This window comes from Gammaproteobacteria bacterium (assembly GCA_029880545.1).
In the GTDB taxonomy this organism is placed as follows: domain Bacteria; phylum Pseudomonadota; class Gammaproteobacteria; order Acidiferrobacterales; family SZUA-150; genus JAOUOD01.
In genome coordinates this window covers 163,096-179,182 of the sequence record JAOUOD010000001.1, presented here as the reverse complement: position 1 = coordinate 179,182, position 16,087 = coordinate 163,096, and the positions used below count along the sequence as shown (strand labels likewise).

The 16,087-nt window shown below is 52.2% G+C and carries 7 protein-coding genes; all 7 read left to right on the top strand.

Going from position 1 to position 16,087, the window contains the following annotated elements; all coding sequences use genetic code 11:
* The first annotated feature begins 51 nt into the window (after positions 1 to 51).
* The 7 genes from OEZ10_00745 to napA all read left to right on the top strand — a co-directional run bounded on the left by OEZ10_00745 (position 52) and on the right by napA (position 16,078).
* Positions 52 to 3,651, top strand: a complete 3,600-nt coding sequence (locus tag OEZ10_00745) for an Ig-like domain-containing protein (protein MDH5631499.1) — start codon at positions 52 to 54, stop codon at positions 3,649 to 3,651.
* Positions 3,652 to 3,844: 193 nt separating this feature from the next.
* Positions 3,845 to 4,198, top strand: coding sequence for a hypothetical protein (locus OEZ10_00740; GenBank protein ID MDH5631498.1), 354 nt, complete (start codon positions 3,845 to 3,847; stop codon positions 4,196 to 4,198).
* An 811-nt stretch (positions 4,199 to 5,009) separates the two neighbouring features.
* Positions 5,010 to 10,913, top strand: a complete 5,904-nt coding sequence (locus OEZ10_00735) for an Ig-like domain-containing protein (GenBank protein ID MDH5631497.1) — start codon at positions 5,010 to 5,012, stop codon at positions 10,911 to 10,913.
* Positions 10,914 to 11,110: 197 nt separating this feature from the next.
* Complete coding sequence (locus OEZ10_00730) at positions 11,111 to 12,430, top strand: SBBP repeat-containing protein (protein ID MDH5631496.1); 1,320 nt, start codon at positions 11,111 to 11,113, stop codon at positions 12,428 to 12,430.
* A gap of 434 nt (positions 12,431 to 12,864) precedes the next feature.
* Positions 12,865 to 13,347 (top strand): ferredoxin-type protein NapF, encoded by a 483-nt coding sequence (locus OEZ10_00725; GenBank protein ID MDH5631495.1) that lies wholly within the window; start codon positions 12,865 to 12,867, stop codon positions 13,345 to 13,347.
* The gene (locus tag OEZ10_00720; GenBank protein MDH5631494.1) at positions 13,329 to 13,595 is read left to right on the top strand and encodes a chaperone NapD; all 267 of its coding nucleotides are present in this window, start codon (positions 13,329 to 13,331) and stop codon (positions 13,593 to 13,595) included. Before OEZ10_00725 ends, OEZ10_00720 begins: the two co-directional genes overlap by 19 nt.
* The gene (gene napA, locus OEZ10_00715) at positions 13,592 to 16,078 is read left to right on the top strand and encodes a nitrate reductase catalytic subunit NapA (protein ID MDH5631493.1); all 2,487 of its coding nucleotides are present in this window, start codon (positions 13,592 to 13,594) and stop codon (positions 16,076 to 16,078) included. Before OEZ10_00720 ends, napA begins: the two co-directional genes overlap by 4 nt.
* Positions 16,079 to 16,087: the final 9 nt, after the last annotated feature.

Sequence of the window (16,087 nt, the reverse complement as noted above, 5' to 3'; positions counted from 1 at the left end):
CGTCATGCCCCCCTTAAGAAAAAAAACAGTATTTCCAACGGGGGTTGTGCCATGCTGTCACCTGACTACTTCTATGAACTTCGCAGGCCATTTCTCAAAAACCTTTCGCTGTTTAACAAACCGATATCAACATTGATATTCGTGGTGTTCTTTGTCGGCCTGCTGAATATGCAACTGGCAAATGCAGTCGAAACGATGAAGTACGAGATTCCTGCGGACAGCGAAAAACCGATAGATGTTGCTTTTTCCAGGTATGTGTTGGCTGACCCGACAACCGAAAACACATATATCGCATTCGATAACAACGAAATCGCGAAATTCACCTATTACGGTCAAGTAGAGGTTTGGCGCATCAAGCCTATAAAGACAGTATTGTCAATCGATACCGATCCAAATGATAACCTGTATGTTTTGTCGCAAAACGACACTCACATCTCAATTTCAAAATACGACGCGAACGGAAATCCACTTATAGACTTTGATACACATGTGAGATATGGACAGAACATTTTGAATGGAGCTTTTGAGAATTCCAAGCATATTGCGGTAGATGCTATTCGAGGACGGATTTTTGTTTCTTATCGTTCATGTACAACTACTGCGCTGTCGTCATGCCTCCTGAAGATCAAGGCCTTTGATTTAAACGGCGGCTTTCTCGCCGAATCCGGTCAATCGGCCATAAACACAACCGATATCGGCTATGCATCCATATCTGATATGTATATTGATTGCTATGGTTATCCATGGATATCGGTAGAACCTGATATGGGCGATGGCGTGTACATATTTCGGCATACCAGGAGAATCCTGATTGGGCGACTGGATGAAGGCCACATTATGTATGAAGCAATCTTCCTGGTCGAAACGAGCCCAAATGTATTTTCTCCATACTTGTTGACGGAGAGCTACCAATTTGCAGGCAACAAGATTGGATCCGACTGCCTTTTTGGTGGCGTTATTCCTTTCTGGTCAAGAGAAATGTATATTGCTGGCAACAATTCAGTTTTTGCATACGGGGTCCAACCACCTCCACCGCTGACTGGCGGGCCTTATGCCACATCCTATACTGCTGACTACGAACAAGAAATAATCAGCGGAGGAACGGGCTTTGGGCAGCTAACATTAGCGGAAAAGCTGTCCGCTAACGGGGCCTATTTCACGCCTGCCAAAATCTGGGTCATACAACAGTTTCATCCCGTTTGGGCGCAGCTGTTTGATGCAACCGGTAATTTCCTGTTCAAGATATCCCAACACGGGTCGGGCGATGGACAATTTCACGAACCTTCGGGACTTGCTACGGATAATAATGGCAACATCGTCGTTGTCGATCGCTATAACCACCGGGTTCAGGTGCTTACAGAAAACGGGGCTTTTCTGAAACAATTTGGCAGCAAGGGCACCAAGCCAGGACAATTTTCTTTTCCGACGGACGTCGCTACCGATAAAGCCGGGAGATATTATGTTACCGACAATGGAAATAGTCGCGTACAGGTATTCGATAGTGCCGGGGCATTTTTGTTTACATTTGGTACTGTCGGAACCGGGTACGGACAGTTTTCCTCAGTCAATGGCATTGCAATAAACAACAATAACAACTTCGCGTACGTAGTCGACGGCGCCAATCACCGGGTTCAGGTTTTTGATCCCAAGGGCGTCTTCCAGTTTTCTTTCGGGACACAAGGATCTTTAAAGGGAGAATTACTGAGGCCGACGGATGTGGGAATTCACCCAACTACCGGCGATGTTTACGTTACGGAACAGGGTAACAGCAGGGTACAGGTATTCGGTCCAACCGGCACCTTCATCGGCAGCTTTGGCAGCTTTGGCACCGGGAATGGGCAGTTCAGGTCACCGTCCAGCATTGATTTTGATCTTGGTGGCAATATCTATGTCACTGAAAGCACCAATAATCGGGTGCAGGTGTTTAACAAGAACGGGCAATTCCTGCGCAAATTCGGTACGCGGGGGTACGGGAATGGGCAATTTGATGGCCCATTCGGCATTGTCGTAACAAATACAAACAATATTTTTGTATCCGACTTTGGCAATAACAGAATACAGGTTTTCAACAACCAGATTCCTGTCGCTGACAGTCAAAATGTCGTAACAGACGAAGATACCGCGATCGATATTTTGCTGACCGGTTCAGATTCAGAGGGCGATCCACTGACATATACGATTACCTCATCTCCCGGAAATGGCACGTTGAGCGGTACCGCACCGAATCTTACCTATACTCCGGATTCAAATTTTAGCGGATCAGACAGCTTTGCTTTTCGTGTCAATGATGGCACATCAAATAGTGCCGCGGCGATGGTAAGCATTACCGTCAATGCCATCAACGATGCGCCAACAGCCAACGGCCAGGTCATCACCACGGATGAAGATGTTGCCGTGAGCATCACCTTGACCGCCACCGATGCCGACGGGGATTCCTTGAGTTATGCGGTTATCACCGGTCCAACGAATGGCACATTGTCTGGCACAGCACCGAACCTGATCTACACGCCCAATGCCAATTTCAATGGCAGCGACAGCATCAGTTTCAAGGTCAATGACGGTACGGTGGACAGTGCCGCGGCGATGGTAAGCATTACCGTCAATGCCATCAACGATGCGCCAACAGCCAACGGCCAGGTCATCACCACGGATGAAGATGTTGCCGTGAGCATCACCTTGACCGCCACCGATGCCGACGGGGATTCCTTGAGTTATGCGGTTATCACCGGTCCAACGAATGGCACATTGTCTGGCACAGCACCGAACCTGATCTACACGCCCAATGCCAATTTCAATGGCAGCGACAGCATCAGTTTCAAGGTCAATGACGGTACGGTGGACAGTGCCGCGGCGATGGTAAGCATTACCGTCAATGCCATGCCGGAAGCTCCCATTATCAGCGGAACACCTCCGACAAGCATACCGGCAGGTCAACTCTATAGCTTCACGCCCACGGCCAGTGATGCCGACGGTGACGCCCTGGTATTCAGCGTTGCCAACCTGCCCTTCTGGGCAAGTTTTGATAATACCACCGGTACCATGAGCGGCACACCGGCCAACAACGACGTGGGCACCTACAGTGGTATCATTATCAGTGTCAGTGATGGCATTCACACCAGCAGTCTTCCGGTATTTGATCTGCAAGTCACAGGCAAAGGCACAACAAACCGGCCGCCTGCACCCCCTGGCCTGGTTGGGCCGGCCGATGGCGCCAATGGCATAAACCGCGCCGGTATCAAGTTCCAGTGGCACGCTGCAACCGATCCGGACGGAGACCCTGTGACATACAGGTTAAGTGTCTGTGAAGACCCCACCTTTGGTTCTTGCGGTATTCCGACGACTTCCAATTCCCTGTTCCAAACCGACATCATGCTGGCGGGCCTTGGCAGCGGCACCGGTCTTCTGCTCATTGGCGTACTTGGATATGCGCCGACAAGGCGTCGCATGATACTGAACTTGATCGTGGTTCTGGTCATCGCTTCGAGCATGGGCGGCTGTGACAAAGACCATGGCAACGCCGGCGTGCCTATATTGAGTGAAATCAGGGATAACCTCGCTGGCGGCACGACTTATTACTGGAAAGTCACCGCACTGGATGGCAATGGTGGCGCGACGGACAGTCAAGTCTGGAGATTTACCACAAACCCTTAATATCCCGTATTTAAACCGTCCCACCGATTACCGATCAGGTTGCGTTTTCCTGGTCGGTAACCAGGGCCGAACGATTACGCACAGTATTGGAGGCCGACCAATCAAATCCCTTTCTTGCAAGCTTTTGACAAGAATGGAAGAAAGAACAACCAGCTATTTTCCATACAAACAAAAAACCAAGGAGTAACCTGAAATGAAGAACTGCAAAACCGGACTGATTACAACAATATTGGCAAGCGCGCTGTTGATAACCGGTGTTTCTGCCGTTAACGCGGCTGGCATGAAAAACATTGATGGCCGCAAAATAACCATGAAAGTGGACTTATGGCAGAACGTTATGAACCTGTCCAACAAGGGAAAGGCTGATTTCTTTACCGTGTACCTGAAATCCGGTGCAAAGTTTACGGGCGACATTGATACTATCGGAAAGGGCCATATTCATATGAAATTGAAAAATGAAAATGATGGCAATGACAACGGCTATGATGCCATCGTTGACAAGGACAGCGTCATTGCGATTGAAGTACAAATGCGCCAATACAAATAACTCCTTCACAACTCCGGATAGTCCTGGCTGAGCCAGACGACAGCCAGGGCTAAATTCCGCATCAGGTTCCGAAACGCGCCACGAAGAGGATAAGCACGCGTAGCAGGTTGTTCTGGCGCGCATACACGATCACTCCGTTACCGCTTTACCAGGCAAGTACACTGCAGCGCTATCGAACTGCGCCTATCGACGGTTTGATACCAGCGAAGTGTTGGTGATACCCGGCCAAGTACAAACTTCAAATAGACCTTCCACCATCATGGATGGTAAATCAGACTATCGTCTTAGATAACACGTTTGAAATTCTTGGCCATTCTCCTGACTAACACTGTTTATCATTCTCATCTGGAAACTTGAATCGACCAGAATTAGGCGTAAACTGAGTCATACGCATATATAATTATGTGCCAGGCACGGCCACGATGATGTGACGCCACAATATTTGCTTTAAGAATAATTGGCGGGGTGCAAGAGAAAACCTTCCGGGTATCGATCTTCTGCATTAACTGTGCGGGAGCCTGGTACACACCCCGACCCGAACAATAAATCTGGTATTTAATAAATCGGGAGTCGTGTGATGTCATTACGAAACTTGCCATTTAAAATATTCAAACCTATCCACGATTCCATATTCTCGCCTTCGAAAAAACGCCCCATTCCGGGATCAGGCCATGTATCAAAAATAGATGCAGTGGTATGGGCTACAAGGCTGGTTATTTTCCTGTTTACAGCAGTCAGCTTGCCGCTCTCAACTCCAGCGAATGCCGGCCACTTGGTTGAGATGGTCCAAGACATAAATACAGCCCAGGATTTGAATAAAGGATCAAATGTACGCGGCTTCACAGAAATCAATGGCGTAACTTATTTTGTCGCTAATGACGGACTAGGTGGTCATGGTGATGAACTGTGGAAATCTGATGGCACCGAAGCCGGCACCGTGATGGTGAAGGATATCAGGCCAGGGATTTGGTCGAGTTCCCCTATTGGTTTCACAAACTTAAACGGAATACTATATTTTACTGCCAATAATGGTGTCGATAGTTATGGACTATGGAAGTCCGATGGCACCGAAGCCGGCACCGTGATGGTAAAAGCCATTAACCCAGGAACAAGTATTTTCCCTCAATTTTCTCTCATCAACGCCAACGGCGTGTTGTATTTTACTGCCAACGATGGAATTGAACTCTGGAAGTCTGATGGCACCGATGCCGGTACCGTGATGGTAAAAAACATTGCGCCAGGGCCAGGATCTAGCAACCCTTCCTGGCTCACCAACATCAATGGCGTACTGTATTTCACTGCCTCTGATGGCATCAACGGTACCGAACTCTGGAAATCCGATGGCACCGAAGCCGGTACCGTGATGGTCAAGGATATCTGGCCAGGAGCGGGTGGTAGCCAACCTCGAGATCTCACCATCATCAATGGTGTACTGTATTTTAGTGCCCATGATGGCATCAACGGCCCAGAACTCTGGAAGTCCGATGGCACCGAAGCCGGTACCGTGATGGTCAAGGATATCTGGCCAGGAGCGGGTGGTAGCCTGCCTAGCGATCTCACCAACTACAACGGTGTGCTGTATTTTCAGGCCTATGATGGCGTCAATGGATATGAACTTTGGAAATCCGATGGCACCGAAGTCGGGACCGTGATAGTGAAAGACATTGCGCCTGGGTCAGCATCTAGCAACCCAATCTGGCTCACCAACGTAAACGGTGTGCTGTATTTTCAGGCTTATGATGCCCTAACCCATGGCGCCGAGCTCTGGAAATCCGATGGCACCGAAGTCGGTACCGTGATGGTGAAAGATATTACTGGGGCAGGTGCTGGGAGCTACCCGGCTTACCTCACCAATGTTAACGGCGTACTGTATTTTAGTGCTTACAACTTCGTCAATGGAAAGGAACTTTGGAAATCCGATGGCACCGAAGCCGGTACCGTGATGGTGAAAGATATTAAACCCGGCTACCAGGACAGCTATCCAGCAAACCTTGCCAACTCCAACGGCATATTGTATTTCAGTGCTAATGACGGCGTGAATGGTATTGAACTGTGGAAGTCTGATGGCACCGATGCCGGTACCGTGATGGTAAAAAACATTGCGCCAGGGCCAGGATCTAGCAACCCTTCCTGGCTCACCAACGTAAACGGTGTATTGTATTTTTCAGCTCATAACGGCGTCAGTGGCAATGAGCCGTGGAAGTCCGATGGCACCGAAGCCGGTACCGTGATGGTGAAAGATATTTGGCCGGGAGGTGCAGATGGCTGGCCCAGGGAATTCACCAACGTCAATGACATGCTGTTTTTCACTGCCTCTGATGGCATCAACGGTATCGAACTCTGGAAATCCGATGGCAGCGAAGCCGGTACCGTGATGGTGAAAGATATTACTGGGACAGGTAGTTTAAGCTTCCCGGCCTACCTCACCAATGGTAACGGCGTACTGTATTTCACTGCCTCTGATGGCATCAACGGCCCAGAACTCTGGAAGTCCGATGGCACCGAAGCCGGTACCGTGATGGTCAAGGATATCTGGCCAGGAGCGGGTGGTAGCCAACCTCGAGATCTCACCAACATCAATGGCGTACTGTATTTTAGTGCCTATAGCGATACTAATGGTCATGAACTCTGGAAATCCGATGGCACCGAAGCCGGTACCGTGATGGTAAGAGACATTAATCCAGGAGCAAGTTCTAGCTATCCCGAGTCTTTCACCAACGTCAACGGGGTTGTGTACTTTGTTGCCTGCGACGACACAATAGGCACCGCACTCTGGAAGTCCGATGGCACCGAGATCGGTACCGTGATGGTGAAACAAATAATGCCCGGCGGAAATTGGAGCAACTACCCTACCCGACTTACAGACGTCAATGGAACATTGTATTTCGTTGCCGATGATGGCGTTAGTGGCAGTGAGTTGTGGAAGTCTGATGGCACCGAAGCCGGTACCGTGATGGTGAAAGACATTGTTCCTGGGGTAGAATCTAGCAACCCAATCTGGCTCACCAACGTAAGCGGCATGCTATACTTTACTGCCGATGACGGTGCCAGTGGCAGTGAGTTATGGAAGTCCGATGGCACCGAGATTGGTACCGCGATGGTAAAAGACATTTACCCGGGAGCGAGTCCTGCCAATCCCGCCAATCTCACCGACATTAACGGTGTTTTGTATTTTTCAGCCCATGATGGCGTCAATGGCAATGAGCCGTGGAAGTCCGATGGCACCGAAGCGGGTACGGTACTGTTTGCTGATGTAAATATTGGATCAGCAGGCAGCTGGCCAAGATCATTTATCGTAAACTCTCTCTCCCCATCCTTAGAGCGTATTTTCTTTATCGCCACCACCCCTGCCAATGGAACCGAGCTATGGGCCGCAACACCTATATTCACCGTAACACCACTCGCAATCACTGAGGGGGACAGCGGTACAGCAGTCGCCACACTAACTGCTACCCTAAGCAAAGCGCTGGCAGCAGATTATTCGATTGACTACACAACAACTGATGGTACCGCGATCGCTGGTAGTGACTACACGTCTGCAAGTGGCAGGCTGACCTTCCCCGCAGGAACAACAACCCAAACAATTACTGTACCTATTGTTGGTGATACCATCTACGAGTTGCGAGAAGACTTCTTTATCTCGTATAGCAATCCATCACAATTTGACAATGTCCCTGCAACAAAAATCTTCTTAAATGATAACGACCCCCCTATACCTCCAACTGTTGATGCCGGTAGCCCGTACACGGGAACGGAAGGCATTGCGGTAAACCTGGCTGGCACCGCCACTTCAGTACAGGGAGCGATCGTCACTTATGAATGGAATCCTGGTGATGGCAATGATCCGACATTTGGCGCATCAATTTCGCATGTCTATGCAGACAACGGCATCTACACTGCCACGCTGACGGTAACGGACAGCGTTGGTGTAACCAACAGTGCCGATGTTACGGTGATCATCGACAATGTCAACCCGGTTGCAATTGATGACAGCGGCAGCACCGATGAAGACACCTTGTTGATAACGGGCAATGTGCTACTCAACGATACTGATGTTCCTGCGGACATTGCATCCCTATCCGTGACTTCTGCGGACAGCGTGTCCTCAAGCGGTGGCGATATCATTAATAGAGGTGATGGCAGCTTTGCCTACATGCCGGCACTAAACTTTAACGGCACGGATACTTTCGCCTATACCGTATCCGACAAGGATGGTGGCAGCGCGGTGGGCACCGTGACGGTTACTGTCAATCCAGTGAATGATGCGCCTTACGCGGTTCCGATTCAACTGGATACACCACTTGATACTGCGGTCAATATCACTCTTGATGGCGCCGACCCGGATGGCGATGTCATACTGGGTTATTCCATTGTTACACAACCGTCCTTTGGAACCTTGAGCGGTACGGTACCAAACCTTGTTTATACCCCTGTCACTGGATACTCCGGAACTGATAATTTCTTCTATCGTGTAACAGACGGTACCAGCTACTCTGATATCGCGGCTGCGGTAACAATCTCGGTTGGTGGAATACCCGCGTACAATTCCGCACCTGTTATTTCCGGTACACCGGGAACCACTATCACGGCGGGCACGGCCTACAGTTTCACGCCCACTGCCTCCGATGCCGATGGGGATACCTTGAGTTTCTTTATCGCCAACCAGCCGTCCTGGGCAACATTTAATACTACAACCGGGGCATTGACCGGTACGCCTTCAAATAGTCATGCTGGTGTGTATTCCGGTATCACTATCTTTGTGACTGACGGCCAGGCAACGGTGTCGTTACCGGCATTTGATATTACGGTAACCGGCAATCCGCCTGTTAACACAACCCCAGTCGCGAATGGGCAGGCCTTAATCACCAACGAAGACACGGGTGTGGGTATTACGCTCTCTGGTAGTGATGCAGACGGGGACACCTTGAGTTACACGGTTGTCTCTGGACCGGCGAATGGCACATTAAGTGGTACACCGCCCAACCTCTACTACACCCCGTCTGCCAACTTTAATGGCAGTGACAGCCTGACCTTCAAGGTCAATGACGGTACTGTTGATAGTGCGGTGGCCACGGTGAATATTACCGTGACTGCGGTCAATGATGCACCGGTGGCCAACAGTCTCACTGCGAGTACCGCTGAGGATACTGGTACGGCTATTACCCTCACTGGCACCGATGCCGATGGCGATACCCTGACCTACAGTGTTGTGAGTGATCCGTCCAATGGATCGTTGAGCGGGGTGGCCCCGAACCTGACCTACACGCCATCTGCCAACTTCGCTGGCAGTGATAGCTTTATCTTCAAGGTCAATGACGGCACGATGGATTCGCCTGTGGGCACGGTAAGCATTACAGTGACATCGATCAATGATGCCCCCGTCGCCAACAGCCAGTCTCTCAGCACCAACGAAGACACGGGCGTTTCCATTACCTTGTCCGGAACTGATGTCGATGGCGATACCTTGACGTATACCGTTGTGTCGGATCCTGCTAACGGCACGTTAAGCGGTACAGCCCCAAATCTCTACTACACCCCGTCTGCCAACTTTAATGGCAGTGACAGCCTGACCTTCAAGGTCAATGACGGTACTGTTGATAGTGCGGTGGCCACGGTGAATATTACCGTGACTGCGGTCAATGATGCCCCGGTGGCTACGAATGGCACCCTGGATACCACCCAGGATACGGCCGCGTCCGGAACGCTGGTGGGTTCGGATATTGATAATACTGCACTGACCTTTAGCGTGGTGGATGCTGCGGCCCATGGAACGATGGTGATGACCGATGCCGCTACCGGGGCCTATAGCTATACCCCGGCAACGGGCTTTGCCGGGGTCGATAGCTTTACCTTCAAGGTGAACGATGGCGCATTGGACTCCAATGTGGCGACGGTATTGGTGACCGTTAATGGCACTGGCGGTGGCAACACCAATACACCTCCCACCCTCACCGGCACGCCGGCTACCGCCGTCACAGCGGGTTCAGCCTACAGCTTTACGCCCACTGCGGCCGATGCCGATGGCGATACCCTGAGCTTCTTTATTGTGAACCAGCCTGCCTGGTCGAGCTTTGATACGGCCACCGGTGCCCTGACCGGCACACCTGCCAACACTGATGCCGGGGTGTACTCGGGGATTACGCTCTATGTGACCGATGGCCAGGCGACGGTGTCGCTGGCACCGTTTGATATTACGGTGACAGCTGACCCCATGGCCAACAATGCCCCGTCGGCGCCACTGCTGATCTCGCCGGACAACAATGCCACGGCGATCAATGCGGCATCGGTCACCTTCGAATGGCAGTTCGCCACCGACCAGGATGGCGATACCTTGAGCTACGAGATCACCGTGTGTGACAACGTCAACTTCAGTGGCTGCAGCCCTGCTGCTGTTGCCTGGTACGACCAGCCCCTAATGTTGATGGCAGGATTAGGCGGGACCTCGAGCCTGTTACTCATCGGCCTGGTTGGCCTGTCACCGTCACGCCGGCAACGCATCCTGCAACTGGGTATCATCATGGCGGTGATCGGCCTCAGCGCCTGCAGCAAGGAAGGGGATACGACCGTGGTGAACCAGGTGGTGCCACCGGCTACCGCCAACCACACGGTCACCGGCCTGAACCCGGGTACCACCTATTACTGGAAGGTCACCGCCAATGATGGCCGGGGTGGCGTTACCGATAGCGTGGTCTGGAGTTTTACCACGGCGCCCTAACCGGGTGACCTTCTAGTTATAATATAGATTGCTCAGCAGCCCATTAACGACAGCCCCTTCACAGGGGCTGTTTTTTGATCCAACAATATAACGAGGTCTTCCTCCAAATGGATGAAGACGCCCTGGTTTTGCATTGCTATGTTCCACATCAGCGACTACCAGTTGGCACAATAACAACATTACCTCACGGGGGATTCATGTCATCAGTAATTACACAACACCTGAACAAGAGCGCATTTATTTTGCTATTCGGTGTGATAACTTCCTGCGGTGAAAACGTCGCCTGCGGTTGTGATCCGGCTCCGGATGCCCCCTGGGTTACACCACAATGGGGATCTGGTGCCGACGATGACGCCCAGGATATCGCTACCGATAGCCTGGGTAATCTTTATGTCACTGGCTCAACTGAGGGTTCCATCTACGGTGAACCAGCACTTGGCGGTATTGATATGTTTATCACTCGTCACGATGTAACCGGTGCCCATCAATGGACCCGACAACCTGGCAATAACAGTGACCAGGTCGGTTACGCGGTAGGTACGGACGTCAACAACAATGTTTATGTAGCCGGCCGAACCGGGGGCATGCTGGCGGGGCAGATCCCGGCTGGCGGTGATGACCTGTTTGTTGCCCGGTATGCAACAGACGGCACGTTGAGCTGGGTTCGACAATTCGGCAACACCTCAACCGACCACGCGTACGATATTGCCACCGACACCGCGGGCAATATCTTTGTTGTCGGGGTTACCGGCGACGTCCTTGATGGGCAAACCTGGGCCGGGGGACCGGATGCTTTTATTATCAAGTACTCACCAAGCGGCGCACGCCTGTGGACACGCCTGCTTGGATCTCCTGCATCAGATGTTGCATTTACCGTAACCGTGGACGCTGGCAACAATATATATCTTGCCGGTTACACAGACGGGGCCCTGAACGGTCAGCCCCTGGCCGGTGGCCGCGATGGCTTCATCGCCCGCTACACTACTGATGGCAACCTTCAATGGACCAGGACCCTGGGAAGCATTAGCGATGAAGAAGTGCATGCCATTGCCACAGACGTGGCCGGCAACGTCTACATTACCGGGGACACCACGGGTGCGCTGGATGGCCAGGCAGCAGCCGGGAACAAGGATATTTTTGTCAGTAAATTTGACAGCAATGGAACAAGGCAGTGGACCCGCCAAACCGGCACTTCAACCGTGGACTCCGGAAACGGTATTGCCATTGACAGCCATGGCGATATTTACGTTGTCGGCAACACCAATGGCGCGCTAAACGGCGAAGCATTCCTTGGGGGCCAGGATGGCTTTATCATGAAATATGACCCCGTGGGCTCGCTGCTGTGGACCCGGCTGGATGGCAGCACAAGTGCGGACCAGGTTGCTGGCATTGCTATCGATTCTGGTGATGCGATCTATATCACCGGTTCAACTGCCGGCTCTATTGATGGCAATCTGAATCTTGGCTTGTCAGACTCTTTTATCATCCAATATTCTGCAAGCGGTAGTCGCTACTAGCCGGTACATCGTCTTCTGGCTCCACACATGACTGGAGCCAGATTGATGCGATACCGCTCACATCAAACAGCATCCACCACCCGATTGTCGTGATCCAGGCTTCGCGGGTTTGCAATGTTTTACGTTTCGATACATCTGGATCAATGGCTGGTTTCAGCTTTCAACGTTCTGGATGCCGACCCTTTGCTGGCCAAGTTGTCCATTAACACACTGATTTATAAGTATAATATCTTACTTTTTAATGAGACTAAGACGCAATACCCACACTGTTTAAGTTGATTATTAAATACTTATTTTTTTGACGCTCGTCAAAGTTGGCTCGGCACCAATACAGCAATATCGGCCGAGATAATTTTTTCCGCTGTGATTACATGATAACTCCTATAAGCCGGCGCCAGTTCCTGCGGGGACGTCTTGCGGCTAAACACAGAGCCATGCGGCCACCATGGGCCGTCGAAGAACCCGCCTTTCTTGAGCGGTGTTCGCGTTGTGGCGACTGCATAACAGCCTGCGAGGAAGGCGTGATCCAATCCGATTCCGGCTATCCGCAGCTTGTCTTTACTGACTCCGGTTGCAGTTTTTGTGGCGACTGCGCCAACGCCTGCAACACCGGCGCGCTACTGAATACCAATGACTCCACCGAACCCGGCTGGAACTACTCGGCTTCCCTGAATGACGAGCATTGCCTCGCTCACCGGGGCGTGGTCTGCCAGGTATGCGCGGAGCAATGCGATGCCGGGGCCATCCGATTCCAGTTGGCTGCCGGCCGTGTGCCAACACCTGAATTATCCAGCGCCGACTGCACCGCCTGCGGCTATTGTATTGCCGCCTGCCCGGGCAAGGCCTTATCAATCATTCCCTTTAATCGATCCAATCAACAGGAACAGGAGGACACGCAATGCATGTCGCAGGCGTAATCGTTCAAACGCTGCCGGACCAGTTGCCGAAGGTACTGGCCAACATCGGCCAGGTAGAAGGCGCTGAAGTGGCCACCAGCTCGGTGGAAAAAGGCAGCATCATCGTCACCATCGACGGCGAATCCCGCAAGCAGGTGGCGGATCGAATCTATGCCGTGGACAAGCTGGCCGGCGTTGCCGCCACCTGTCTTGTTTATGAAGAAACCGATTCCAATTTTGACCTTGAAATGACGGAGGCCCAACAATGAAAATGAAGCGCCGCGAATTCATGAAAATGAATGCCGCCGTGGCTGCTGCCACCGCGGCCGGCCTGCAACTGCCGGCCACCACAGCCCTGGCACAAACCGACAAATCCATTCGCTGGGACAAGGCACCCTGCCGCTTCTGCGGTACCGGTTGCGGCGTCCAGGTGGGTGTACGCAACGGCCGCGTAGTGGCGACCCAGGGTGACCCGGAAGCACCGGTGAACAAGGGCCTCAACTGCATCAAGGGCTATTTCCTGTCCAAGATTCTGTACGGCAACGATCGCCTGACCAAGCCGTTGCTGCGCAAGAAAAACGGCAAGTACGACAAGAACGGTGAGTTCACCGAAGTATCGTGGGATGAAGCCTTCGATATCATGGAAGAAAAATTCAAACATGCCCTGGCAACCAAGGGCCCGACTTCCATCGGCATGTTCGGTTCCGGCCAATGGACCGTCTGGGAAGGCTATGCCGCCGCCAAGCTGTTCAAGGCCGGCTTCCGTTCCAACAACATTGACCCCAATGCGCGCCATTGCATGGCTTCCGCAGTGGCCGGCTTCATGCGTACCTTCGGTATCGATGAGCCCATGGGCTGCTATGACGACCTGGAAAATGCTGACGCATTTGTGCTCTGGGGTTCCAACATGGCGGAAATGCATCCTATATTATGGTCACGCCTGACCGACCGCCGACTGACCGGTGACAATGTCCAGGTAGCAGTACTGTCAACATACCACAACCGCGGTTTTGACCTGGCCGACAACGGCATGATCTTCAAGCCGCAAACCGACCTGGCCATACTTAACTACATCGCCAACTACATCATCCAGAACAATGCCTACGACAAGAGCTTTGTCGGCAAGCATGTGAACTTCCGCATGGGCAATGCTGATATCGGCTACGGCCTGCGCCCCACCGACCCGCGCGAGAAAGCAGCCAAAAATGCTGACAAGGCCGGTGGTTCCAAGCCGATAGATTTTGAGGCTTACAAGCAGTTTGTCTCCGAGTACACGCTGGACAAGGCACACGAGATCTCCGGTGTACCGAAAGACAATCTCGAACGCCTGGCCAGGCTCTATGCTGATCCGAAGATCAAGGTTACCTCGTTCTGGACCATGGGCTTTAACCAGCATACCCGCGGTACCTGGGCCAATAACCTGATTTATAACATTCATCTCTTGACCGGAAAGATTTCCGAGCCAGGTAACAGCCCGTTCTCGCTTACCGGCCAGCCTTCCGCCTGCGGTACCGCCCGTGAAGTCGGCACCTTTGCCCATCGCCTGCCGGCTGACATGGTGGTCAAGAACAAGGAACACCGTGACATCACCGAGAAGAAATGGAAATTGCCGGAAGGTACAATACCGCCCAAGCCCGGCTATCACGCTGTATTGCAGAACCGCAAACTCAAGGATGGCGAGCTGAATGTTTACTGGGTCATGTGTAACAACAACATGCAGGCTGCGGCCAACATGAACAATGAGGGACTGCCAGGATATCGCAATCCTGCCAACTTCATTATCGTGTCAGACCCGTATCCGACCGTCACCGCGCAAGCGGCCGACCTGATCCTGCCCACAGCCATGTGGATAGAAAAGGAAGGTGCCTACGGTAATGCCGAGCGTCGTACGCAATTCTGGCGCCAGCAGGTATCGCCACCGGGTGAAGCCAGGTCCGACCTGTGGCAGATTGTTGAATTCTCCAAGCGCTTCAAGGTCAGCGACGTCTGGTCCAAGGACCTGATTCGCAAGAAACCGCATTACCGTAACAAGACCCTGTACCAGGTGCTGTATGCCAATGGCCAGGTGGACAAATACCCGCTCAGCCAGGTGCAAAAGGGCTTTGATAACGATGAATCGAAACACTTCGGCTTCTACCTGCAGAAAGGCCTGTTCGAGGAATACGCTGACTTCGGTCGCGGCAAGGCTCACGACCTGGCGGACTTCGACACCTATCACAAGGTTCGCGGCATGCGCTGGCCGGTAGTCAACGGCAAGGAAACCCTGTGGCGTTTCCGCGAAGGCTATGATCCCTACGTCAAGAAAGGTGAAGGCGTGCGTTTCTATGGCAAAAAAGATGGCAAGGCCAACATCTTTGCGCTGCCATACGAAGATCCTGCCGAAATGCCGGACAAGGATTTTGACATGTGGCTGGTTACCGGCCGTGTACTGGAGCACTGGCATTCAGGCTCCATGACCCGCCGCGTACCGGAACTGCATCGCGCCGTACCGGATGCGGTGGTATTCATGCACCCGGATGATGCCAAGGATCGCGGACTGCGTCGTGGCATGGCCGCCAAACTGCAAAGTCGTCGTGGTGAAATCGAGATTCGCGTGGAAACCCGTGGCCGTAACAAGCCGCCAAGGGGTGTGATCTTTGTTCCATGGTTCGATGAAAGCCGCCTGATCAACAAGCTGACGCTGGACGCGACTTGCCCGATCTCGAAAGAGACCGACTTCAAGAAGTGTGCAGTGAAAGTCATCAAGGCGTAATCATCACGT

What these genes read in the sequence shown, in the direction of transcription:
- OEZ10_00740 (MDH5631498.1), top strand. Translation starts at nt 3,845, where the DNA reads ATGAAGAACTGCAAAACCGGACTGATTACAACAATATTGGCAAGCGCG.
- OEZ10_00720 (MDH5631494.1), top strand. Translation starts at nt 13,329, where the DNA reads ATGCATGTCGCAGGCGTAATCGTTCAAACGCTGCCGGACCAGTTGCCG.
- OEZ10_00725 (MDH5631495.1), top strand. Translation starts at nt 12,865, where the DNA reads ATGCGGCCACCATGGGCCGTCGAAGAACCCGCCTTTCTTGAGCGGTGT.
- OEZ10_00730 (MDH5631496.1), top strand. Translation starts at nt 11,111, where the DNA reads ATGTCATCAGTAATTACACAACACCTGAACAAGAGCGCATTTATTTTG.
- OEZ10_00745 (MDH5631499.1), top strand. Translation starts at nt 52, where the DNA reads ATGCTGTCACCTGACTACTTCTATGAACTTCGCAGGCCATTTCTCAAA.
- napA (MDH5631493.1), top strand. Translation starts at nt 13,592, where the DNA reads ATGAAAATGAAGCGCCGCGAATTCATGAAAATGAATGCCGCCGTGGCT.